The organism is Aeromonas sp. 160P, assembly GCF_055193095.1.
The window spans coordinates 2,498,568-2,521,983 of sequence record NZ_JBUXKV010000001.1 but is presented as its reverse complement, the minus strand read 5'-3'; the positions used below and the strand labels follow the sequence as shown (position 1 = coordinate 2,521,983).

At 58.2% G+C, this 23,416-nt stretch carries 22 protein-coding genes; 5 read left to right on the top strand and 17 right to left on the bottom strand.

What is annotated here, in order from left to right:
* Positions 1-5 precede the first annotated feature (5 nt).
* The gene (locus ACY8FN_RS11940) at positions 6-464 is read left to right on the top strand and encodes a serine protease chaperone (protein ID WP_463100131.1); all 459 of its coding nucleotides are present in this window, start codon (positions 6-8) and stop codon (positions 462-464) included.
* Positions 465-514: 50 nt separating this feature from the next.
* Here the strand turns inward: ACY8FN_RS11940 and ACY8FN_RS11935 are convergent, their stop codons facing one another.
* Together ACY8FN_RS11935 and ppsA are read right to left on the bottom strand one after the other, a co-directional pair.
* A complete protein-coding gene (locus ACY8FN_RS11935; protein WP_463100130.1) occupies positions 515-1,843 on the bottom strand; it encodes an IS4 family transposase in 1,329 nt (442 codons plus the stop codon).
* 127 nt (positions 1,844-1,970) lie between these two features.
* A complete protein-coding gene (gene ppsA, locus ACY8FN_RS11930; RefSeq protein WP_463100129.1) occupies positions 1,971-4,355 on the bottom strand; it encodes a phosphoenolpyruvate synthase in 2,385 nt (794 codons plus the stop codon).
* 347 nt (positions 4,356-4,702) lie between these two features.
* Here ppsA and ppsR point away from each other — a divergent pair, with 347 nt between their 5' ends.
* Positions 4,703-5,515, top strand: a complete 813-nt coding sequence (ppsR, locus tag ACY8FN_RS11925) for a posphoenolpyruvate synthetase regulatory kinase/phosphorylase PpsR (RefSeq protein ID WP_139406252.1) — start codon at positions 4,703-4,705, stop codon at positions 5,513-5,515.
* 279 nt (positions 5,516-5,794) lie between these two features.
* On the opposite strand, the gene ACY8FN_RS11920 is transcribed toward ppsR, so the two are convergent.
* Positions 5,795-6,091 carry a hypothetical protein gene (locus ACY8FN_RS11920; RefSeq protein WP_463100128.1) on the bottom strand — a complete coding sequence of 99 codons (297 nt, stop codon included), beginning with the start codon at positions 6,089-6,091 and terminating at the stop codon, positions 5,795-5,797.
* A gap of 103 nt (positions 6,092-6,194) precedes the next feature.
* Between ACY8FN_RS11920 and ACY8FN_RS11915 the strand changes: the two genes are divergently transcribed.
* Positions 6,195-6,446, top strand: a complete 252-nt coding sequence (locus tag ACY8FN_RS11915; RefSeq protein WP_463100127.1) for a hypothetical protein — start codon at positions 6,195-6,197, stop codon at positions 6,444-6,446.
* Positions 6,447-6,489: 43 nt separating this feature from the next.
* Positions 6,490-7,872, top strand: coding sequence for an amino acid permease (locus ACY8FN_RS11910; RefSeq protein WP_042022277.1), 1,383 nt, complete (start codon positions 6,490-6,492; stop codon positions 7,870-7,872).
* 111 nt (positions 7,873-7,983) lie between these two features.
* Here the strand turns inward: ACY8FN_RS11910 and arsC are convergent, their stop codons facing one another.
* The 14 genes from arsC to gcvT all read right to left on the bottom strand — a co-directional run bounded on the left by arsC (position 7,984) and on the right by gcvT (position 23,182).
* Positions 7,984-8,415 carry a glutaredoxin-dependent arsenate reductase gene (gene arsC / locus ACY8FN_RS11905; protein ID WP_463100126.1) on the bottom strand — a complete coding sequence of 144 codons (432 nt, stop codon included), beginning with the start codon at positions 8,413-8,415 and terminating at the stop codon, positions 7,984-7,986.
* Positions 8,416-8,417: 2 nt separating this feature from the next.
* Positions 8,418-9,488 carry an ACR3 family arsenite efflux transporter gene (gene arsB / locus ACY8FN_RS11900; RefSeq protein ID WP_303846272.1) on the bottom strand — a complete coding sequence of 357 codons (1,071 nt, stop codon included), beginning with the start codon at positions 9,486-9,488 and terminating at the stop codon, positions 8,418-8,420.
* 96 nt (positions 9,489-9,584) lie between these two features.
* Entirely contained in the window at positions 9,585-11,405 is a 1,821-nt protein-coding gene (arsA, locus tag ACY8FN_RS11895) for an arsenical pump-driving ATPase (protein WP_463100125.1), read from the bottom strand.
* 74 nt (positions 11,406-11,479) lie between these two features.
* Positions 11,480-11,851: an arsenite efflux transporter metallochaperone ArsD gene (arsD, locus tag ACY8FN_RS11890; RefSeq protein WP_463100124.1), complete on the bottom strand. Its 372-nt coding sequence runs from the start codon at positions 11,849-11,851 to the stop codon at positions 11,480-11,482.
* A gap of 4 nt (positions 11,852-11,855) precedes the next feature.
* The gene (locus ACY8FN_RS11885) at positions 11,856-12,224 is read right to left on the bottom strand and encodes an ArsR/SmtB family transcription factor (RefSeq protein WP_042022272.1); all 369 of its coding nucleotides are present in this window, start codon (positions 12,222-12,224) and stop codon (positions 11,856-11,858) included.
* Between the two features lie 171 nt (positions 12,225-12,395).
* Positions 12,396-13,483 (bottom strand): IS3 family transposase gene (locus tag ACY8FN_RS11880; RefSeq protein WP_463099321.1). Its coding sequence is split into 2 segments (ribosomal slippage): positions 12,396-13,234 and positions 13,234-13,483, totalling 1,089 coding nucleotides; the frame shifts between segments, so codons are not numbered across the junction.
* 328 nt (positions 13,484-13,811) lie between these two features.
* Positions 13,812-13,958 carry a YgjP-like metallopeptidase domain-containing protein gene (locus ACY8FN_RS11875; RefSeq protein ID WP_463100123.1) on the bottom strand — a complete coding sequence of 49 codons (147 nt, stop codon included), beginning with the start codon at positions 13,956-13,958 and terminating at the stop codon, positions 13,812-13,814.
* Positions 13,955-15,199, bottom strand: coding sequence for a VWA domain-containing protein (locus ACY8FN_RS11870; protein ID WP_463100122.1), 1,245 nt, complete (start codon positions 15,197-15,199; stop codon positions 13,955-13,957). The genes ACY8FN_RS11875 and ACY8FN_RS11870 overlap by 4 nt, the downstream gene beginning before the upstream one ends.
* Before the next feature lie 239 nt (positions 15,200-15,438).
* Entirely contained in the window at positions 15,439-16,944 is a 1,506-nt protein-coding gene (locus ACY8FN_RS11865) for an AAA family ATPase (RefSeq protein WP_463100121.1), read from the bottom strand.
* Between the two features lie 128 nt (positions 16,945-17,072).
* Positions 17,073-17,759 (bottom strand): UPF0149 family protein, encoded by a 687-nt coding sequence (locus tag ACY8FN_RS11860; RefSeq protein WP_463100120.1) that lies wholly within the window; start codon positions 17,757-17,759, stop codon positions 17,073-17,075.
* Between the two features lies 1 nt (position 17,760).
* Positions 17,761-17,910, bottom strand: coding sequence for a hypothetical protein (locus ACY8FN_RS11855; protein ID WP_463100119.1), 150 nt, complete (start codon positions 17,908-17,910; stop codon positions 17,761-17,763).
* A 550-nt stretch (positions 17,911-18,460) separates the two neighbouring features.
* Positions 18,461-21,337 (bottom strand): aminomethyl-transferring glycine dehydrogenase, encoded by a 2,877-nt coding sequence (gene gcvP, locus ACY8FN_RS11850; RefSeq protein ID WP_463100118.1) that lies wholly within the window; start codon positions 21,335-21,337, stop codon positions 18,461-18,463.
* 276 nt (positions 21,338-21,613) lie between these two features.
* Positions 21,614-22,000 carry a glycine cleavage system protein GcvH gene (gcvH, locus tag ACY8FN_RS11845; RefSeq protein WP_068979134.1) on the bottom strand — a complete coding sequence of 129 codons (387 nt, stop codon included), beginning with the start codon at positions 21,998-22,000 and terminating at the stop codon, positions 21,614-21,616.
* Between the two features lie 84 nt (positions 22,001-22,084).
* The gene (gene gcvT / locus ACY8FN_RS11840; RefSeq protein WP_463100117.1) at positions 22,085-23,182 is read right to left on the bottom strand and encodes a glycine cleavage system aminomethyltransferase GcvT; all 1,098 of its coding nucleotides are present in this window, start codon (positions 23,180-23,182) and stop codon (positions 22,085-22,087) included.
* Here gcvT and ACY8FN_RS11835 point away from each other — a divergent pair.
* Entirely contained in the window at positions 23,159-23,386 is a 228-nt protein-coding gene (locus tag ACY8FN_RS11835; protein WP_463100116.1) for a hypothetical protein, read from the top strand. The genes gcvT and ACY8FN_RS11835 overlap by 24 nt on opposite strands.
* Positions 23,387-23,416 lie beyond the last annotated feature (30 nt).

Sequence of the window (23,416 nt, the reverse complement as noted above, 5' to 3'; positions counted from 1 at the left end):
TTACCATGAACAAACCTGTTACCTTGCTTCTGGCAACCCTGCTGGCCCCCCTCTCGGGACAGCTCTGCGCCGAGGAGTCCGTCACCATGGATGGCAAACAATACAGCACCATAGAGGTGAATGGCCAGACCTACCTCATTCCTGACAACGGCAGCAAGAAGCGGGTCGCCCGCAGCCTTGACAGCAAGGTCCCGCAACAGACCCTGCGCCGCGGTGACGTGTTGATGCAAGGGGCCGCCAGCCCGGAGCTGACTGTAAGCGGCACCCTGCTGGTGGAAGCTGACGATGCCAGCGCCAAGGCACTGGCGACTCGCTACGGCCTGAACTTCAAACAGAGCAGCGGCGGTATCGCCCTGCTGGAGGCCAAACCGGGCACCGATCTCAACGCCATCGCCACCAAGCTCAAGAGCGAAGGGGTGAAGGTGCAGATCGAGCTGTCGGGAGCCGAGCAGCAACCGAAATAAGCCACGCCACACAGATAACAAAGGGGGCCATCATGGCTAATGCCAGTCAGTTAAGCCTGACTGGCATTGTTTTTATTGGCTTTTTTAACTCCATACTTCTGTGGCCTTGGCTTCACGCAGCGGGGATAACTTCGCTCCCTTCGGGCCGGCAACACAAACTGGCCCGCCTGTTTCTCCAGCTCCGCAACGCGTCCCGGGATATTCCCCGGCGACACATACGGCATGCAGCTCAACTCATGGATGAGGTAGACCGAGGCCATGTGAAAACTCAGCTGACTCGCCGTGTATCCCTTCAGGCTCGCCGCCATCTTTACCATCTGGCTGCGCAGCAGGTTGTACGCCAGCAACACACCCCATAGCTCTTGCCGTATCCCCGCCGCCTTCTTGCTGCGCAGCGTCAGCCGGTGTTGTTGCAGGCTGTGCTTCATCTCCCGATAGCCCAACTCGATTTCCCAGCGGTGGCCATACAGTTCGACGATATCGGCGCCAGGGAAGCGCATCGGGTCGACCATTGAGGTCAGCACCTGCCGCTCTTTGCCGTTGATAGTGCGAGTCAGCAAGCGGGCTTCTAGCGTCTCTGGCAGTTGCGGCCACTTCTTCCTCGCCTGTGGGCTGGTTTTGAGACGCACCAGGGCATCCTGACGCCCCAGCTTGCGCACCACCTCGTATTGCGTGCCCTTTTTGAGTGGCAGCAACCAGTGACGCTCGCTGCCAGTGGTCTGCCATGCATGGAGCAAGCCGAGGGAGTAAAACCCCTTGTCGAACAGGGTGAGCGAGTGGTCTGGCGTACGCGCGACAAGCTGTTCGGCCAGCACCATCTCGTTGACGGCGCAGCTCTCCATGACCGCCTGAACAAGCAGGTGACTGGTCAGCTCCATCTGGCAGAGCATGCGTACCTGCGGATAAGCGGTCTCCCCATGCTGGGTACCGGGCTTGGCAAACGCGGCGGCATTGTCCGGGGTATCGGGCGTGCGCCACATCACGCCATCGACGGCGAGCAGTTGCAGCCCGGCCCAGCCGGGGTGATTGGCCTGCTGGTGCCAGCCTGCGGCGGTCTCGTGAAACAGCCGTTCGATGCTCTTGTGGCCAAGCTTTTGGCGAGCTTGCAGGAAGGCGCTGGGGGCGACGAAGGGGCGGTCACCGGGCAAGAGGATATCGAGCTGATTGACCAGCTGGGTCATGGGGACGTTGCGGAAGATGGCCATGCCGATGATGGCCCAGACCAGTCGCTCCATGGGCATGCGGCGACGGCGGAGGGTAGCAACGCCCTCTTCGCCGAGCAGGGTGGTGATGAGCTCGGTGGGAATGAGGTCGGAGAGTGACGCAAACTGAGCGGCCTTGCTGGCGTGTAGGAAGTCGAGAGCTTGAGCGATACGCATAAAAAATCCGAAACCAATCAACAGGTTTCGGATTTTCACACATCAGAAGGATCGGTCAATGGATCCTTAACTGATCGGCATTAGGCCATCACGGCCCCCTTTCTGTGCTGCTTATTGTGGCAGTGGCTTACTTGGCGCCATGCTGCTGCGCCAGATAGAGCCAGGTGTCGACCACTGTATCCGGGTTCAGCGACACCGAATCAATCCCCTGCTCTACCAGCCAGGCGGCGAAATCCGGATGATCGGATGGCCCCTGACCGCAGATCCCCACGTACTTGCCCGCCTTGCGCGCAGCCTGAATGGCCATCGACAGCAGCGCCTTGACCGCCTCGTCGCGCTCGTCGAACAGGTGGGCAATCAGCCCGGAATCCCGATCCAGCCCAAGGGTCAGCTGGGTCATGTCGTTGGAGCCGATGGAGAAGCCGTCCACGTGCTCGAGGAATTTGTCCGCCAGCAGGGCGTTGCTCGGGATCTCGCACATCATGATCACCTTGAGCCCCCGCTCGCCCCGGCGCAGGCCGTTTTCGGCCAGAATGTCGATCACCTGCTCCACCTCGCCCACGGTGCGCACGAAGGGGATCATCACCTCGACGTTGGTCAACCCCATCACATCGCGCACCCTTTTTATCGCCTCGCATTCGAGGGCAAAGCAGGGGCGGAAGCTGTCGGCTATGTAGCGGGATGCGCCACGAAAACCGATCATCGGGTTCTCCTCGTGGGGCTCGTAGCCACGACCGCCCACCAGATTGGCGTACTCGTTGGACTTGAAGTCCGACATCCGCACGATCACCCGCTCCGGCCAGAACGCCGCCCCCAGGGTGGCGATGCCCTCGGTCAGCTTGGCCACGTAGAACTCCCGCGGGCTGTCGTAACCGGCGATCATCTTGGCGATGGTGGCCTTGAGCTCTGGCGTTTGCTGGTCAAACTCCAGCAGCGCCTTGGGGTGCACCCCAATCATCCGGTTGATGATGAACTCCAGGCGCGCCAGCCCTACCCCGGCATTGGGCAACTGGGCAAAGTCGAAGGCCCGATCCGGGTTGCCGACGTTCATCATGATCTTGATGGGCAGGCGCGGCATGTTGCCCACCTCGGTCACCGCCACGTCGAAGTCCAGCTCGCCGTCATAGATAAAACCGGTATCCCCTTCTGCGCAGGAAGCGGTGATCAGCTGACCCGGCTGGATATGGTCGGTGGCGTTGCCACAGCCCACCACCGCCGGAATACCCAGCTCGCGGGCGATGATGGCGGCGTGACAGGTGCGGCCGCCACGATTGGTGACGATGGCGGAGGCCCGCTTCATGATGGGCTCCCAATCCGGGTCGGTCATGTCGGTCACCAGCACATCGCCGGGCTGCACCTCGTCCATCTGGCTGATGGAGGAGATAACCCGTGCCGGACCGGCACCAATCTTGTGGCCGATGGCCCGCCCCTCGATCAGCACCTTGCCGGCTTGTTTGAGTGCAAAACGCTCGAGGGTGTTGGCCTCCTGCCGGCTGCGCACGGTTTCCGGGCGCGCCTGCACGATATAGAGCTGGCCATCCTGACCATCCTTAGCCCACTCGATATCCATCGGGCGGCCGTAGTGTTGCTCTATGATGAGGGCCTGTTTCGCCAGCGCCATCACCTCCTCATCGGTGATGCAGAAGCGGCTGCGCTCGGCCTCATCGGTATCGACAATCTTCACCTGACGGCCGTGACCGGCATCGTCCGAGTAGGTCATCTTGATTAACTTGGAGCCAAGGGTCTTGCGCACCACCGCCGGGCGGCCGCCCCTGAGGGTCGGCTTGTGCACGTAGAACTCGTCCGGGTTGACGGCCCCCTGCACCACCATCTCCCCCAGCCCCTGACTGCCAGTGATAAAGACCACATCGTTGAAGCCGGACTCGGTATCCAGGGTAAACATCACGCCGGAGGCGGCGAGATCCGAGCGCACCATCCGCTGCACCCCGGCCGAGAGGGCAACACCTTTGTGGTCATAGCCCTGATGCACCCGATAGGAGATGGCGCGATCGTTGAACAGAGAAGCAAACACATGCTTGACCGCCGTCATGACGGCATCAATGCCACGTACGTTGAGGAAGGTCTCCTGCTGACCAGCAAAGGAGGCGTCCGGCATATCCTCGGCAGTGGCGGAGGAGCGCACCGCAAAAGACGCACTCATGCCATCACCCAAGCCCCCACTCAGCTTGTCATAGGCCACCTGAATGGCCTGCTCCAGCGCCGGCTGGAACGGGGCGTCCACCACCCAGTCGCGGATCTGCTGACCGGCCCGGTTGAGGGCGGCGATATCGTCCACATCCAGATTGTCGAGCAGATGGTGGATCTTACCGTTGAGGCCGCTTGACTCCAGAAACTCGTTAAACGCAAAGGCGGTGGTGGCAAAGCCCCCCGGCACGGATACTCCGGCGCCGGAGAGGTTGCTGATCATCTCGCCAAGGGATGCGTTCTTGCCGCCAACGCGTTCTACGTCCTGCATTCCGAGCTGTTCGTACCAGAGCACGTACTGTTGCACTTGGATGTCTCCAGGTTGGTGGACGCCGATGCCATGGCACCACGTGCGCCCGATTTTATCGATGTGGTTATGGGTAAGTCAGGTGCGTTATTGTCTGTTTTTCTGTTGCCAACGACCATGAAAACGTTTTCTACTTGTTTTCAAAAAAATCCCCGAACAAGGGTTGGGGATGGTCGAACGACCGGAACATTCTACAATGGCGACACACAAAGATAGCGATTCAGGTTTGCAAGCCACGTCACAACTTGGGCAGAGCAGACCGGTTGACAAAACTGGTATGGTTTCGAGAGATACTTATCACCCTTTACCCCATGCAGCCCCACCCGCCGGTATCACAGGAGCCCCACGTGCACACCGTATTTTATGTTTCAGACGGCACCGCCATCACCGCCGAAGTGTTCGGCCACGCGGTACTGAGCCAGTTTCCACTGGCCTTCGAGCAGATCACTATCCCCTTTGTGGAGACCCAGGAGAAGGCCCGTCAGGTACGGATGCGGATCGACGAACAGTTCCGCCAAACCGGGGTGCGCCCCATCCTGTTTCACACCATCGTCGACCCGCAGGTAAGGGAAGAGGTGCTCAAATCAGAAGCGTGCGGCCACGATTTTCTCAACACCTTCGTCAGCCCGCTGGAGCAGGAGTTGGGGGTAAAAGCCGAGCCCCGCCTCCACCGCACCCACGGTATGGAGAATCGCAAGCTCTATGACGATCGCATCGAAGCGGTCAACTTCGCGCTGGCCAACGACGATGGCATCACCACCAAAGAGTACGACGAGGCGGACATCATCCTGATCGGGGTCTCCCGCTGCGGCAAAACCCCCACCAGCCTCTATCTGGCGCTGCAGTTCGGCATTCGTGCCGCCAACTACCCCTTTATCGAACAGGATATGGGCATGCTGGAGCTGCCTGCTCCCCTCAAGGCCAACCGTCACAAGCTGTTTGGCCTCACCATAGCGCCGCAGCGGCTGCACGAGATCCGCAACCAGCGCCGCGCCAACAGCCGCTACTCCTCCATCGAGCAGTGCGAGCAGGAGCTGGCCTGCGTGGAGCGGCTGTTTCGCCAGGAGGCGATCCGCTTCCTCGATACCAGTTCCCACTCGGTGGAGGAGATCAGCGCCAAAGTCCTCGAGGCGACCGGTCTGCGCCGCCAGCTCTGTTAAGCCAGCTTGACAGCTACCGGCATCAACAGCAGATAAAAATCACACCTACACTGTAAAAGTCAGGCACTGTGAGCTGTGATTTGGATAGATGACAGTGAAAAGCGTGGATGAAAAAGGGATAAGCACCACAAATGCTTATCCCTATTCTTGCCAACCTTGTCATTGCACTCTTGTCACCTGCCGCCAGTTAGCCGTCGTTCTGTTCCGCTCTGCTCTGCTCTGCTCTGCTCTGCTCTGCTCTGCTCTACTGTGCTCTGCTCTGCGCACAGCCAGAGTTAACTAACGATTGAGCTCAGGGTTGTTCATCAACCGGGCATAGAAGGCCAGCAAGCCGTGGCGCAGACGAACCCGCTCCGCCAGCCAGCCGCCAGCAACAGCCCCCGTCACCCCGCCGACCAGCAACAGCAGCTGCCAGTAGTGCAGCAACCCCTGATCACCGAGCAACAACCAGCCCAGCAGTATGGTGGCGGCCACCAGCAACAACAGCGGACTTGCGGCTATTGCCAACCAGAGCGCTACCAGCAGACCCCGGGCCACCCCTTGTTGCAGCACGCTTTCACTCTCTCGGTACTCCAACTCCCCGCACTCTTCCCTGCACTCTTTCCTGCACTCTCGCTTGCCTGGCATCATTTGCATCCATTTATGGCCCAGCACAACAAAAGCCCACCAATCAGACAAGATGTCAACGAAATCGAATTCGATTGCACAAACATCAACCAAAAACTACCAACAAGCCTCTCCAGATCATAAAAACGCTGCCACTGGTACAAAATACGACCATTCAACATGGAAAACAGGTGCATTCATGGCGGATTATCACTATTCTGCTTCGGTTGCCAGCCAACACCAAAAATTGAAAACGGCATGGCGTAACGAAATAAATACGGCTTTCGTCAGGTTTTGGCTACGCACTGCGGCCTGCTCAGGATGAGCCCAACACCGACAAGAGACAACAGAGACGTAAGGACAGACCCATGGATTTGAAACAAGACGGTGAGGAGCTGAAGCGCGGCCTTAAAAACCGCCACATTCAGTTGATTGCTTTGGGCGGCGCCATCGGCACCGGCCTCTTTCTGGGCATTGCCCAAACCATCAAGATGGCAGGCCCCTCGGTATTGCTGGGCTACGCCATCGGCGGCTTTATCGCCTTCCTGATCATGCGCCAGCTCGGTGAAATGGTGGTGGAAGAGCCGGTAGCCGGTTCATTCAGCCACTTTGCCTACAAATACTGGGGTGAGTTTGCCGGTTTTGCGTCCGGCTGGAACTACTGGGTGCTCTACGTGCTGGTGAGCATGGCCGAGCTGACTGCGGTGGGCATCTATGTCCAGTACTGGTGGCCCGAGATCCCGACCTGGATGTCGGCGGCCGTCTTCTTCGTGCTGATCAACGCCATCAACCTCTCCAACGTCAAAGCGTTTGGCGAGATGGAGTTCTGGTTCGCCATCATCAAGGTGGTCGCCATCATCGGCATGATTGGCTTCGGTGGCTATCTGCTCATCTCTGGCACCGGCGGCCCCGAGGCGAGCGTCACCAACCTGTGGGCACAAGGGGGCTTCTTCCCCAACGGCATCAGCGGTCTGGTGATGGCGATGGCGGTGATCATGTTCTCCTTCGGCGGTCTGGAGCTGGTGGGCATTACCGCCGCCGAAGCAGACAACCCCGAGAAGAGCATTCCCAAAGCCACCAATCAGGTGATCTACCGCATCCTGATCTTCTACATCGGTGCCCTGGCTATCCTGATGTCCCTCTACCCCTGGGGTAAAGTGGTGGAAGGCGGCAGCCCGTTCGTGATGATCTTCCACGCACTGGACAGCAATCTGGTCGCCACCGTGCTCAATATCGTGGTACTGACGGCAGCACTGTCGGTCTACAACAGCTGCGTCTACTGCAACAGCCGGATGCTGTTCGGTCTGGCCAAGCAGGGCAACGGCCCGAAAGCCCTGCTCAAGACCAACAAGAGCGGCGTACCGCTGGTTGCCCTCTCGGTCTCGGCCATCGCCACCCTGCTCTGCGTGCTGATCAACTACCTGATGCCGGGCAAGGCGTTCGGTCTGCTGATGGCGCTGGTGGTCTCCGCACTGGTGATCAACTGGGCGATGATCAGCCTGGCGCACCTCAAGTTCCGCAAAGCCAAGGTCGCAGAAGGTGTCCAGCCCAAGTTCAAGGCGTTCTGGTACCCCTTCGGCAACTACCTCTGCCTCGCCTTTATGGCTGGCATCCTGGTGATCATGTATATGACCCCTGATTTTCGGATCTCGGTCGAGCTGATCCCCGCTTGGCTGGTGGTACTGGGCATTGGCTTTGTCATCAAGCGCAAAGGGCAAGCCCAAAGCAAGGTCGCCGCCAATCTGGGTTAATGCCCGCAGCTGACGACATCAATGCAAAACGCCGATCGGATGATCGGCGTTTTTTTATCTGGCGACTTCAGCTGCTCTTGCCATCACTCATAAACCACACGATAGTGCAGATCACTTGATCCGTTTTCCTTGTGCATCCACTACCGGCTCCCCATCTTCCTTGCTGAAGGCACCTTGCTGAGGGCTCGGCAGAATATCCAGCACTACTTCGGATGGACGACACAGTTTGGTGCCAAGGGGCGTCACCACTATGGGGCGGTTGATCAAAATGGGATGCGCCAGCATGGCATCGACAAGTTCATCGTCGCTGAAGCGCTCCTCCGCCAGCCCAAGTTCCTCAAAAGGCGGCACATTCTTGCGCAGCAGATCCCGCACCGGCATCCCCATGGCCGCAATCAGCGCGACCAGCGTCGCGCGGCTCGGCGGGGTTTCCAGATAGTGGATGACGGTCGGCTCAACACCGGCGTTGCGGATGATCTCCAGGGTATTGCGCGAGGTGCCACACCCCGGGTTGTGATAAATGGTGATCCGGGTGTCATTCATGATTAAGCCTCTGCGTTGAGATAGTTGCGTTTCATTCTAAGGGCTACGTTGACCAGGGCGATCAGCACCGGAACCTCCACCAGCGGGCCTATCACCCCGGCGAATGCTTGATCCGAGTTCAGGCCAAATACCGCGATAGAGACCGCAATGGCCAGCTCGAAATTATTACCGGTGGCAGTAAACGCGATAGACGCATTCTTGTCATAGGGGATCCCGAGCTTCTTGCCGACCAGAAAGCTGGTGAAAAACATCAGCACAAAGTAGACCACCAGCGGAATGGCGACCCGCACCACATCCATCGGCAGTTCGACGATCATCTCCCCCTTGAGGCTGAACATCAGCACGATAGTGGCCAGCAGGGCGATCAGGGTGATGGGGGAAATCGCCGGAATGAAGCGCTCGGTGTACCACTGCTCCCCCTTGGCCTTGACCAGATAGTGACGGCTCAAAAAGCCAGCCAGGAAGGGAATGCCCAGATAGATCAGCACGCTTTGGGCGATATCCAGCATGGTGATATCCACTGCAAACCCCTGCAAACCGAACAGGGGCGGCAGGACGGTAATAAACAACCAGGCCATAAAGCTGTAGGTGAGGATCTGAAATCCGCTATTGAGCGCCACCAGACCGGCACCGTACTCCTTGTTGCCACCGCCAAGGTCGTTCCACACCAGCACCATGGCGATGCAGCGCGCTAAACCTATCAGGATCAGGCCCACCATGTAGTCCGGGTGGTCATGCAAAAACAGCAGGGCAATAACGAACATCAGGACGGGCCCGACCAGCCAGTTCATCACCAAAGAGAGGGTGATCGCCTGCCGATCGCGGGTCATGGTGCCCATGGTGGCGTAATTCACTTTGGCCAGCGGCGGATACATCATCAGGATCAGGCCGATGGCCAGCGGGATATTGGTGGTGCCGACCGACATCGCCTCGTTCCACTGGGCCACTTGCGGGAACAGATAGCCAATCCCCACCCCGATGGCCATGGCGACAAAGATCCAGAGGGTGAGATTACGGTCGAGAAAACTCATTTTTTTGCTGACGGGCAGATCGCAGCAATCGTTGGTACTCATCAAAAGACTCCAAACGCATTGGGGGAGATGAAAGGCTCAACGCGAACAGAGGCCGCGCTTGATGGTGCCTTCCATGGAATATGGTGGGGCGCTATCTCACGCCTCCTGATGGATCGGGTGACATAACCCTTGTAATGCGGCCACTCCCACCGGCTCGACGGCCTGCAAGGGCACCACCGCATAACGCTTCGCATGGCGCTCTTTGACCGCAGCGATATGGGGCTGCTGGCAACCGGCGCGCTGGGCCAGCAGCGGGGATCGCACAGTGGCCGGAGAGAGCAGGTGATTCACCACCCAGGCCCAGGGCTCGATACCGGCACGGCGCAGATCCGCTTGCAAGTTGGCCGCCTCCTGCACCGGAGTCGGCTCTGGCAGGGTGACGATCATCACCTTGGTCTGCTTCGGGTCTTGCAACTGCATCATGGGGGTAGTGAAGTGCAGGCCTTTGTTGCCCATCTGGCGGGCAATCACCCTGTGATAGGCGCCGGTCGCATCGAGCAGCAGCAGGGTATGGCCAGTGGGGGCGGTATCCATCACCACGAAGCGCTTGCCAGCCTCGCGAATGATCCGTGAGAAGGCCTGAAACACGGCGATCTCTTCGGTGCAGGGGGAACGCAAATCTTCTTCCAACAGGGCGCGACCCTGTGCATCGAGACTCGCCCCCTTGGTGGCCAGCACCTGGGCGCGGTAACGCTCGGTCTCGGCGTGGGGATCGATGCGGCTCACCTCCAGACTGGGCAAGGCCCCGGCCAGGGTCTCCCCCAGATGGGCGGCGGGATCTGAGGTAGTGAGATGAACAGGTAGCCCGCGACTGGCGAGCTCCACCGCCACGGCCGCCGCCAGAGTCGTTTTCCCCACCCCGCCCTTGCCCATCAGCATGATGAGCCCGTGGCCATCGCTGGCCAGCTCATCGACCAGTTGCTGCAACCCCGGGTGCTGCGGGGGCGGCTCGGCGGTGGTGCGTTCGACCGCATCAGCACCATCAACGCCAGCGGCAGACACTGCGCCCAGTAACTGACGCAGGCTCTCTACCCCCACCAGATTGGTCGCCAGCAGCGGTACTCTCTCTTGTGGCAAGCGTGCCAGCAGCGCGGGCATCTGTGCCAGCGCCTGCTGCTCTCGCTGCCAGACGGCAGTCGCTAGGGGGTCATCCGACAGCTCGCTTTGGGGGAAGATGCCATTGATGACCAGTTGCTGATTGGCAAGACCTATGGTCGCCAGTTCATCATGGGTGCGCGCCACTTCCCGCAAGGTGGAGGCTTGTGGCCGGGCCACCAGAATAAGCCGGGTTTTCAACCCATCCGACAAGGCTGCGACCGCCTCGGCATATTGGCTGCGCTGTTTTTCCAGCCCGGCCAATGGCCCCAGACAAGAGGCATCGCCCTTGCCTTGCTCCAGAAACTCGCTCCATGCACCCGGCAGTTGCAGCAGACGGATGGTGTGACCGGTGGGGGCCGTGTCAAATACGATATGGTCATACTGATCCACCAGCTGGCGGTCTGTCAGCAGGGCGGTGAACTCGTCAAAGGCGGCAATCTCTGTGGTGCAGGCGCCGGAGAGCTGCTCTTCAATGCTGCGCACCACGCTCTCGGGCAACTTGCCACGCACCGGGCCGACGATCCGCTCCCGATACGCTTGCGCCGCCGCTTGCGGGTCAATCTCCAGTGCTGACAAGCCGCTGACGGCCGCGATGGCGGTGATCGTGTTGCCGATGGTTGTGTCAAATACCTGACCGACGTTTGAAGCCGGATCCGTGCTGACCAGCAGCACCCGTTTGCCACTGTCACACAAGGCGACCGCACTGGCGCAGGCTAGCGAAGTTTTACCCACGCCCCCCTTGCCGGTGAAAAAGAGAAACGGCGGGGCATCTGTTACAAACGAATAGCTCAGCAACGCGTTACTCAAAGACGAGGACATAAGCGGCTCCAATCAGGCAAAACAAGGCAATTCACCGCACAGGCGGCAGGGATGTGGTCAGCAACACTCAGGGGTTAGCAGCAACCACTGTTGCCGCAACAGCCGCCGCTCTTGGCGATCCCTTTGATGACGGATTGCGGCGCGGGCAAACCGGCATAACGGGCCAGCTCACTGCGGTCGGGATAACGGCCGGTGAGCACCACCTGACCATCCACCAACACCAGCGGCAACCCCGCCTCCCCTGCGTGCATCAAGAAAGCGCTGACCGCAGCGGTCTCGGCAAACACCATCGGCTGCTGAGCCAGATTGAAGCGCTCGATAGCAACCCCCTGCCCCTTGGCCCACGCCACATCGGCCGCAAAGTTCACCAACCGCTGCTCTACCTCGGTACCGCATACGCCGCTGGCACAGCACAGTGCCGGATCAAAAATCTGGATAACAGACATGGCATTACTCCTTATTGCAGCAAGATTGCTCGGGCAACACATGGGGCGAACAGCTCGACTCGGCGCGCATCATCCCGCACGCTTCGGGATGCCCGGCGCAACACTCTTCCGTGAGGTAGCCGATAAGATCCAGCATCAGGGGAATGTTGGCCCGATAACGTAAAAAACGACCTTCTTGCTCCACCGACAACAGGTCGGCATGCAGCATGGCTTTCAGATGAAATGACAGTGTGTTCGGGGCGATATCCAGTTCACTGGCCAACTGGCCAGCAACCCTGCCTTCCAACCCGGCCTTGACCAGCAGCCGCCAGACATCGAGACGGATCCCGGATGCAAGAGACTCGAACACTTTAGTGGCTGTATCTTTATTCATGGGAACCTCTTCATCTCATTTCATAGTTACAACTATACAAGAACTATTGAAATGATCAAACGGTAATCCCCCCATTTTTAGGGGCATTCAAAAGTAGAGGTCATGCAGCCTTTGCCAGATGCTGCTTCGGGGGGTAATCCCCCCATTTTTAGGGGCATTCAAAAGTAGAGGTCATGCAGCCTTTGCCAGATGCTGCTTCGGGGTATAACCATCCAGCGCCATATTGGGCCGCTCATGGTTATAAACCCACAGCCATTGGGTTGCAAACTCTTGGAGCTCCTCCAGCGTGCCAAACAGATGATGAGCCAACCAATCGTAACGTACCGTTCTGTTAAACCGCTCTATGTACGCGTTCTGCTGAGGATTGCCTGGTTGGATATACCCCAAGGTGATCTCCTGTTTCGCCGCCCACGCCTTGAGCACTTCGCTGATATATTCTGGTCCATTATCGCACCGGATCATCGCCGGTTTGCCACGCCACTCAATCACCTGTTCCAGTGCGCGCTTGATCCGTGAAGCGGGCAATGAAAAATCGACCTCAATGCACAGCGCCTCGCGGTTAAAATCATCGATCACATTAAACAGTCGCACTGACCGGCCATCGCTCAGTTGATCGTGCATAAAATCCATCGACCAGCAGTGGTTAGGCTGGGCAGGCACGGCCAGAGCCTGTGGCTTTTCACGTACCAGTCGCTTCTTGGGCTTGATGCGCAAGTTCAGTTCAAGCTCCCGATAGATCCGGTAGACCCGCTTGTGGTTCCAAGCAAACCCTTTGACGTTACGCAGGTAGAGGAAGCAGAGGCCAAAGCCCCAGTTCCGCTGGCTGTTGGTGATACGCAGCAACCAATCCGCAATAAGCTGGTTTTCATCGGCGAGCATGGGTTGATAGCGATAACAGCCTTCGCTGACCTTGAAGATGTTGCAGGCTAGCCGGATAGAAATGGCAAAGAGCGACACGGCTTTGATAGCCATCTCCCTGCGGGCAGATGGCGTCACCACTTTTTTGCTATGGCCTCGGCGATAATCTCGGCTTTGAGGCGCTCCTCGGCATACATCTTCTTGAGGCGGCGGTTTTCCTCCTCCAGCTCTTTGAGGCGAGCCATGAGAGAGGCATCCATGCCACCGAATTTGGCGCGCCACTTGTAAAAGGTCGCGGAACTGATGCCATGCTCGCGGCAGAGTTCAGGGACGGGTGAGCCAGACTCGGCCTGTTTGAGGATGGCGATGATTTGGGCATCGCTAAAGCGTGATGTTTTCATGTTAGAACCTCCTGCGTTCAAGATACGAGAAAATTCTACTTATGAGCACCCCAGGTTTTCGGGGGGATTACCAAACCACCGCCATTGCCTCTCTCCTCTGGTAATCCCCCACCAAAAATGACACAAGGGTAAAACGTAGACTCTTTATCCTGATTCGTTAATGCCCCAGACGATGCAGCATTGCCATCTCGCGAAAACCGCTAGGTCAACAAGCGGTTAGCCATGCCATCCAGCCGCTCTTTGGTTTTTTCCCAACCAGGCATCACCTGACTCATCAGCCGGTAAAAGTGCTCGCGGTGGTAATATGGCAGAGCCCGTGCAGGATCACCTAATCGATGCACTCGCGGGGCACTTTGACCAGATGTGGGTTAAGCGTGATCCGGCCATGGGGGGAACAACTGCCCCACTGGGTCTGCAGGGTCAGGGCCGGGATCTTGGCGCTGTACTCTTCTTGAAATTTCGGCAAGGCCTTCATAACGGGGATGCCTCAAACTGGTTGTCAATTTTTTGCTGAAAGCCGATCAACTCATGAATGGTACTCGTCGTCGGGTTATACACCCACTCATGGTCAAAGAGGCGCTTTAGCCGCTGAACCATATAAGCAGAGCCGACCACCAGAGAGTAAAAGCGGTTACCCTTACCACGCTGTTGCTCGATATTTGCCAGGGTCTCCGGTGGCAGATCCGCCATGATGAAGTCAGAAATCATCAACAGGTCGGCCTTTTGGTAGGTCTCTGCGGCCATGGTTTTCAACGCATGGCCAAGGGCTGGTGTCGCATCAGTACCACCATGAAACGACATTTTCAGAAAGTCGATTATCGACGCAAGGCCCCATTTTCCACTCAACTCCAAGGTCCTGATACCCGTAGAGAAGTTAATCAGGTAACAGGGGCGTTGCTCCTCTCTCGCTTTGGTTGCCAGAAATAGCGTCATCGCTTTGGCGATCGTCTCGGGCGCACCGCTCATTGAGCCACTGGTATCAACGCAGAGGATCATGGGGCCGCGCTTCTCCTCTTCGTTGACCTGCCTCTCCTCTTCTCGTTCAACATGCAGATGTTGAGTCTGCATACCTGCCATATCAAAGCTCATCAGTCGTGACTCGACGAACTTCAAATCAAACAGCAATGCGGTCTCGTCATCAGCCAACAGGGCTTTCTCGCTGGGCAATACATGCTCCAGATCTCGTCCCAACCGAATACCCACTATCTCCTCTCGGGAGTTGATATCGGGCAGACAGAGATCCAGAACGTGGTTGACCTTCACCCGCTCAATCTTTTCGGAGAGTTCAATCTGCCGGATCTTGCCGAGCAAGTCGCATAACGCATGCAACCCCTTGTCGTTTGCCAGATAGCTTGCCCACTTCTGGAACTGGGCCAGATCTTGGGCAGAGAGCTGGCCACTGGAGAGATCAACCAGTCGCCCCGGATCCAGCCCCAACGCTTCAAGCAGCGGTTGCAACTGCTGCAACAGCTTGAGCATGCTCTCCAATTGTTCCATTAACTGGCGACGCAGCTGCTCGATCCTGGCCAGCTCCCAACTATTGCGGGCTTTATCCAGCACCTTTTGCCATTCAGTGGCCAGCAGTTGGCAACTGACGACCTTATCCGCACTCGGCGGCTCTACGTCCTGACAGAAACTATCGGCAACCTGCTTTTGCCAAAATGGCGGGTCCACCGGGTGCTGGCTGGCTTTACAGAGCGCGAGATAATCCTTCACCGCCCCTTGAAAAGAGGCTTTGGATATATCGCCAAGCGCACTCTCTCTTCGCCAATGGTTCAGCTTGTGGGCATGCTCAGCGAATGGACACTCGTTGGTCAACGCTGCCTCAGTATCTCTCCTCCACTCCTCAATGTGCTGCCTGACCTGGCTGGTCAGCGAGCTGGAGTGAGCCAGCAATCCACCATAGCTGTCGCGGAGTTCTCTGTGAGTGAGAAGCGAAGCACTCTCCACCTGGCTTATTTGCATAAGGCTTCCAGCCGTTCACAATCTTTGATACGCAATTTGAGCCGCGCAATCTGCTCGGTAATGCCATCAATAGCCAATGCGCTCTGCTGGGCAGGAACGAAAATGGATGCCAATTTTTTCTCATAGCCTTGGCACTGTTTTTCTATCTTATTCAGAGTGGCTATAAGCTGTTCTCTGGTTTTTGCCACCGACTCAGCCAATGAGGTGATAAGCCGCTTGTTAATATTTGGTTTCTTGTCACCTTTATGGAAGAGAACTTCTGGTTTGAAATTAAAACTGCCATATCGGCTCTTCATTGATATCCGACAAGTACCCTGGCCATCAAATTGACAGACAATATAATTTAGTTCATTACCCGTTTCACTTGTCGGGTGGAATTCATGTGTGTTCTTAAGGTTATCCAATGGAATAAAAATGTAAGAACCAATCCTAGTATTATCAAAGTCGTTCTTCACTTTGAAAAAAGCGTGCCCATTAATAATCTGTGTATCGTAAATATCAGTGGCACTGAAAAGTTCATTATGGATCTCTTTCTCCAATGATTCTTTTTCGGCATCAATCTGCGCGAGATTAATACCACTGTCAAAACCGGTATCCTTGACGGCTTGCTCGACGATATCGTTAACGGCAAGACGGTTCTCTCCATGGGTCCACAAGCAGTGCCGCAATAGCAAGGCATCACTGTGATTGGTTTCGCTGCGGCCATTAAAGAGGGCGGCGGCCTTGATCAATTGGGTCGCCCGCTGCCAGCGGCGGTCGGAAACATAGACCTTCAGTTCGTCATATCTGGTAGAGAGTTCACTGCGGATCAGGCGAATAATGGTCAGGGTTTCCGGTGACAAGCTCACCTCATGCAGTTGCTCTCGCCATTTAGCCCACTCATCAGCCTTCACAATAAGCGAGTCATCAACCCTGATGGCCGCCTCAGTCGGTTTGCACGCCAGCAATCGTTCAAAATTATCAGACTGCTCAATGGGCCCGACCATCAGGCGGATGATAAAGCGATCATACAGCGCATCCAGCCCCTGATTGGCATCGGGCGTTTCATTCGATGCTGCCACCAAGGCTTTCAGTGGGGCCTGTTCGATCTGTTCGCCGTTGCGAAAGGTGTGCTCATTGATAAGTGTCAGCAGGGTATTGAGGATCGCCGGGCTCGATTTCCATATCTCGTCCAGAAACGCGAAATCGGCCTGGGGCAGATAATGCTCGGTTTTACGAACATACCTATCCTCTTTGAGTGCCTTGATCGAGATGGGGCCAAAGACCTCCTCGGGGGTACTGAACCGGTTCATCAGGTACTCGAAGTAGGCCGGATTGGCAAAGGCACAGGCGATGCGACGGGAGATCAGGCTTTTGGCCGTGCCGGGTGGGCCGTAAAGAAAGGTATTCTGACCACATAAGGCACCCAGCAGCGCCACCGAGATCACCTCCTCCCGCTCGAACATCCCCTCACATACCGCGTTTACCAGCCGTTCCATCCGTTGTTGTAATTTCATGTTTATCCCTAACTGACTGACTGTTTGTTTTATTAAATTTTTTTATGGCAATGCGGATGCTGCCAATGCTTGCCATTCGCCGCGGCCATCACCTCTCTGAGGTGACGGCCCAAGGGCCGAGCGCCTGATCAGTGCAGACAGCACTGCTTGTACTTCTTGCCGCTGCCACAGGGGCATGGCTCATTGCGCCCGACCTTGGCGGGGGTGTTGACCGGTTTCACCGATGACACCGCGACAGGCGCCCTGTTTGGCCCCCGTTGGGCGAGAAAATAGGCGTGCAGCCGCAGCGCGGCGGGGGCCACCTCGGCCACGCTCTGTTGGTATTGCGTCAGCGAGAGACGGGTCAACTGCGCCAGTTGCTCATCGCTGCCATGCAGGCGAATAAGCGCCAGCGCCTCTTGCTGTGGATGGGGGAGCACGGGCCAGTTGCCCAATGCTACGCCGCGCAGATAACCCGCACACCACCATTTAGCGATCTCGACGGGGGGTTCCATATTGGGGGCAAGGGTAAAAATGGGCTCGAACTCGTCGTGCTGCTCGGTAAGGGCATAGGAGAGGAATGCCAGCTGGATCATCACCTGTTGCATCACGCGATCCCGCTCGGCCCGATCACGCCATGCGGGCTCGACCCCGCCCCAGATGGCGGGCCACCAGCGATCAATGGGCGGCTGCTGTGGGCCGGAGATAACGGCGGTCAGAAAGCCATCCAGCTCGGAGAGGTTGCGAATGGCATTGGGGTTGCCATATTCGCGCAAGCGCGCTTCCAGCCAGAGGTTCTCCGCCTCATCGGCGGCATCGATCGTGAGTAGGTTCATCTTAAGCGGCCTCCTCGACCTTGACTTGCCGGTCAGCAGTTGTTGCATCAGGTTTTTTTTCTCTTGTTTTAGGGCTGACAGTGCCTCGGAAGGTATCGCAGGCAGACCAGAGGGCCTTGTTGATATCGTCCTGGTTTATCGAGGTAGTCATAAGTCACAATTCCTTGGGCAGTTGCCGGATAAACGGGAAAGCGCTGGCGCTTGAGCTGGGTGCAGGATGAATAGTTCAAGCCAGCGGGCCGCGCGGGAGAGGCCCGGCACTTAGGGTGGCAAGCGGCGGCACGTTCACAACATTTCGCGTTATCGCCAATGATGCGGCGGCAGTCTGTCGCAACTGGCGCAGGTGCGTCAAGCGTGCCAGCTCGCATTTTGCCTCTATCGTTATGATCGCGATAAAGATCCGACGGTGAGCGGAGCATCGACGCGGGTCACGTCACTTATATTGCTCAATCAACGCCCGGCTGTTGCGCAATTCATGCCCGCGCAAATAGAAAGACCCTGCGATGCAGGGTCTTTCAGTTTCCAACTTAAATGTCCGTGCTCACCAACCGAGATCATTTTTGTAATTTAATTACAGATAATCACCGCACAAAATAAAAAGGCCCTGCTGTTGCAGGGCCTTTGAGTTTCCAACTCAATTGTCGGTTTCCAACTTCAATGTCACGGTTTCCAACTTAAATGTCCGTGATCAGTAACCGCGCTTACTTGGCGTAATCCTCGGTGGGGATACAGGCACAGAACAGGTTGCGATCGCCGTAGACGTCGTCGATGCGGTTGACCGAGGGCCACAGTTTGGCAGCGCGCACGGCGTCGGACGGGAACACCGCCTCGGCGCGGCTGTAGCCACGGGACCACTCTGCATCCATCACGTCATCCTGGGTGTGCGGGGCGTGCACCAGCGGGTTGTCGGTCAGGCTCCACTGCCCCTCCTGCACCTTGGCAATCTCGGCGCGGATGGACGTCATCGCCTCGACGAAGCGATCCAGCTCGCGCTTGGATTCGGATTCGGTCGGTTCGACCATCAGGGTACCCGCTACCGGGAAGCTCATGGTCGGCGCGTGGAAGCCGTAATCCATCAACCGCTTGGCCACGTCCATCTCGCTGATGCCGGAGGCCTCTTTGAGCGGGCGGATATCCAGGATGCACTCGTGAGCCACCCGACCGTTGCGACCGGAGTAGAGCACCGGGAAGGATTCACCCAGCTTCTTGGCCAGATAGTTGGCGTTGAGGATGGCCACCTGAGTGGATTTTTTGAGTCCCTCGTCACCCAGCATGGCGATGTACATCCAGCTGATGGGCAGGATGCTGGCCGAACCGAACGGAGCCGCGGACACGGCGCCGTTGTTGCGGCTCTCCTTGTCGGTCTTGACTACAGCGTGACCGGCCACGAACGGTGCCAGATGTTGCTTCACGCCGATGGGGCCCATGCCCGGGCCGCCACCGCCATGAGGGATGGCGAAGGTCTTGTGCAGGTTGAGGTGAGAGACATCCGCCCCGATAAAGCCCGGCGCCGTCAACCCAACTTGCGCGTTCATATTGGCGCCGTCGAGGTAGACCTGACCACCGTGCTGGTGAACGATGTCGCACACCTCCTTGATGGTCTCCTCATACACCCCGTGGGTGGAGGGGTAGGTCACCATCAAACAGGAGAGCTGATCTCCCGCCTCGGCCGCCTTGGCGCGCAGGTCATCCAGATCCACGTTGCCGGACTTGTCACAGGCGGTGACGATCACCTTGAGCCCCGCCATCTGGGCAGAGGCCGGGTTGGTGCCGTGGGCAGAAGCAGGAATGAGGCAGATATCGCGATGCCCCTCACCGCGGAACTCGTGATACTTCTTAATGGCCAAGAGACCAGCGTACTCGCCCTGAGCACCGGAGTTAGGCTGCATGCAGACCGCATCGTAACCGGTCACCTTCACCAGCCAGTTCTCGAGGTCGGCCAGCAGCAGCTGGTAGCCCTTGGCCTGCGCCAGCGGGGCAAACGGGTGCAGCTTGCCAAACTCGGGCCAGGTCACCGGGATCATCTCGGCGGTGGCGTTGAGCTTCATGGTGCAGGAGCCCAAGGAGATCATGGCGTAGTTGAGGGCCAGATCTTTGGCTTCGAGACGGTGGATGTAACGCAGCATCTCGGTTTCGGAGTGGTACTTGTTGAACACCTCGTGGGTCAGCACAGCATCGCTGCGCAGCAGATCCTGCGGGATGGCGTGATGGGCCTGAGCCGCCTTGTCGAGGGCCTCGATATCGAGCCCATGACCTTGACCGATGAACAGCTCAAACAGCTCGGCCACATCGCCGCGAGTGGTGGTTTCAGAGAGCGACACCCCCACCGCGCCGTCAAGATCCGCACGCAGGTTGATGCCATGGGCTTCAGCCTTGGCAATCAGCGCCGCCTTGTCAGCAGTTTGCACGGTGATCGTATCGAACCAGCTGGCATGCTTGAGGGCGACCCCCTTGGCCTTGAGGCCGAGCGCCAGAATGGTGGTGAGACGGTGCACGCGGGAGGCGATGGTTTTCAGCCCCACCGGGCCGTGGTAGACGGCGTAGAAGCTCGCCATGTTGGCCAACAGCACCTGTGCGGTACAGATGTTGGAGTTGGCCTTCTCGCGGCGGATGTGCTGCTCGCGGGTCTGCATCGCCATGCGCAGGGCACTCTTGCCACGGGCATCCTTGGAGACACCGATGATGCGACCCGGCATGGAGCGCTTGTAGGCATCGCGGGTGGCAAAGAAGGCAGCGTGGGGGCCACCGTAACCCATGGGCACGCCAAAGCGCTGGGCGGAGCCCAACACCACGTCGGCGCCCAGCTCACCCGGGGATTTGAGCAGCAGCAGGGAGAGCAGATCGGCGCTGACGCAGGCCAGCCCTTTCTGGGCCTGTACCGCGGCGACAAGCGCCCGCAGATCTTTCACCTCACCTGTGGTGGTGGGGTACTGGAACAGGGCACCAAACACCTCTTCACTCACCGCATCGCTGGCGGCGCCGACTGCCACGTCGAAACCGAAGTGAACGGCGCGCTCCTTGACCACGTCGATCACCTGCGGATGCACATCATCGGCCACGAAGAAGAGGTTGGATTTGGACTTGGCCATCCGCTTGGCCAGCGCCATCGCCTCGGCAGCGGCGGTCGCTTCATCCAGCAGGGAGGCGCTCGCCAGATCCATGCCGGTGAGATCCAGCGTCAGCTGCTGGAAGTTGAGCAGGGCTTCGAGACGGCCCTGCGCCAGCTCGGGCTGGTACGGGGTGTAGGCGGTATACCAGCCCGGGTTTTCCAGCACGTTGCGCAAAATGACGTGGGGCACATGGGTATCGTGATAACCCATGCCGATATAGCTCTTGGCAATCTTGTTCTGGGCGGCATAGCCCCTGAGCTTGGCCAGCGCCTCCACTTCGGTCATGCCCGCACCGATCCCCAGCGGGCCCGGCAGGCGAATGGCGGCGGGCACGGTCTGGGCAATCAGATCGTCCAGGCTCTCGGCCCCGACGGTGGCCAGCAGCTGGCGCAGCTCTTCCTCGCCCGGGCCGATATGGCGGCGGACAAAATCGGTTTTTTGCTCGAGTTCAAACAGTGACTGGGTCATTTCCCTATTTCCTGGTAAATAAGTCCTGGTATGAAATCCTGATAACCAAGACCTGATGTTCCTGATGGTCGGCTGATACCGACTCCACTCATGTTCGCTATGCCGCAGCCAAGAGAGCACGGCACCGGATGCTCGCTGGCACCCCGGGGATCACCCTGTAAACCGCGCGCTGGCTAAACCCCAACACGCCGGATACGGGTGACTTCTCCCTGCTGTCGACCCTGTCGGCAGCCATACAAAAGGGCCCCGCACGTTGGTGCAGGGCCCGGGGCATTACTATTCGTCCACCACGTTCTGGTAGCCTTCGGCATCCAGCAGGTTGGCCAGCTCGCTTTCGTCATCGAGCTTGATGCGGAACAACCAACCGGCATCGTAAGGATCTGAGTTGACCAGCTCGGGGCTCCCTTCCAGCTCTTCGTTGACGGCGATGATCTCGCCGCTCACCGGGCTGTAGATGTCAGAGGCGGCCTTGACCGACTCGGCCACGGCGCAGTCGTCACCGGCACTGACCTGCTTGCCCACTTCCGGCAGCTCGACAAACACCATGTCACCCAGCAGCTCCTGGGCGTGCTCGGTGATACCGACCACGGCCTCGCCGTTGGCTTCAACACGGATCCACTCGTGGGAAGTGGCATATTTCAGTTCGCTCGGGATATGGCTCATTTGTGCTTCCTTTGATCTTTGAGTCGCGTTTAAAAACGAATATGAAAAGCGGCGGGGAAGGCACTGCCCTCCACCGACATTCTGTTAAACCAGCTTCTGGCCGTTACGGACGAAAGCGGGCTTGCTGACCTTCACGGTGACCAGTTTCTTGCGGATCTCCACCTCGGCCTGTTCACCGATATCACGGGGCACCCGCGCCAGGGCAATACTGTATCCCAGAGTGGGAGAGAAAGAGCCGGAGGTGATCACACCTTCCCGCTTCTCACCGTTTACCGCGGTGAAGGTGACCGGCATGCCGGCACGCAGCACTCCTTTCTCTTCCATCACCAGCCCCACCAGCTTGGGCTGATTGCCCGCCGCTTTCTGCGCTTCCAGCACGTCGCGGCCGATGAAGTTGCGATCGCTAGGCTCCCAGGCGATGGTCCAGGCCATGTTGGCGGCGAGCGGAGAGATTGACTCGTCCATGTCCTGACCGTAGAGGTTCATCCCCGCTTCGAGGCGCAGGGTATCGCGGGCACCAAGACCACACGGGGCTACGCCGTTATCCAGCAGCGCTTGCCACAGCTCGCAGGCTTTCTCTTGCGGCACCACGATCTCGTAGCCATCCTCGCCGGTGTAGCCGGTGGTGGCGATAAAGAGATCGCCAGCCTGCACGCCGAAGAAGGGCTTCATCCCTACCACGGCAGTGCGCTGGGCGGCGCTCAGCACGGCAGCCGCCTTGAGCTTGGCGTTGGGGCCTTGCACCGCGATCATCGCCAGCTCCGGACGCTCGGTGACGGCGATATCGAAATCGATGGCGTGATGGCGGATCCAGGCCAGATCTTTTTCGCGGGTGGCGGAGTTGACCACCAGCCGGTAGAAGGTATCGGTCAGGTAATAGGTGATGAGGTCATCGATCACGCCGCCGTCCGGATTGAGCATGCCGCTGTAGAGCGCCTTGCCGGAGACGGTGAGTTTGGCCACGTCGTTGGCCAGCAGGTGTTGCAAAAAGGCTTTGACCCGTTCGCCGGTCAAATCGACGATGGTCATGTGGGAGACATCGAACATACCGGCATCGCTGCGCACCGCGTGGTGCTCTTCCAACTGGGAGCCGTAGTTGATGGGCATTTCCCAACCGTGGAAGTCCACCATCTTGGCGCCGGCTTCCAGGTGTTTGGGATGCAGTACAGTAGTCTGGATCATCGCATTCTTTCCTTAGCAAAAAGCCTTTTCGCTGTAGCGACCACCCTTGCGACCCGCGCCACCGCTCTGACTGCACTGCGCGCAGCAAAAAGCGACCGGATCCCAGAGTGTGTGCTCGCTCCTGCCCTTGCCAGGCAAGAGGGATTCCTTGAACGGAGCGGATTATATGACAAGCAGGCGAGCGCGCCGCTCAAAAAAAACTAATCCCCTCCCGTAAAACTGACTCCAGACACT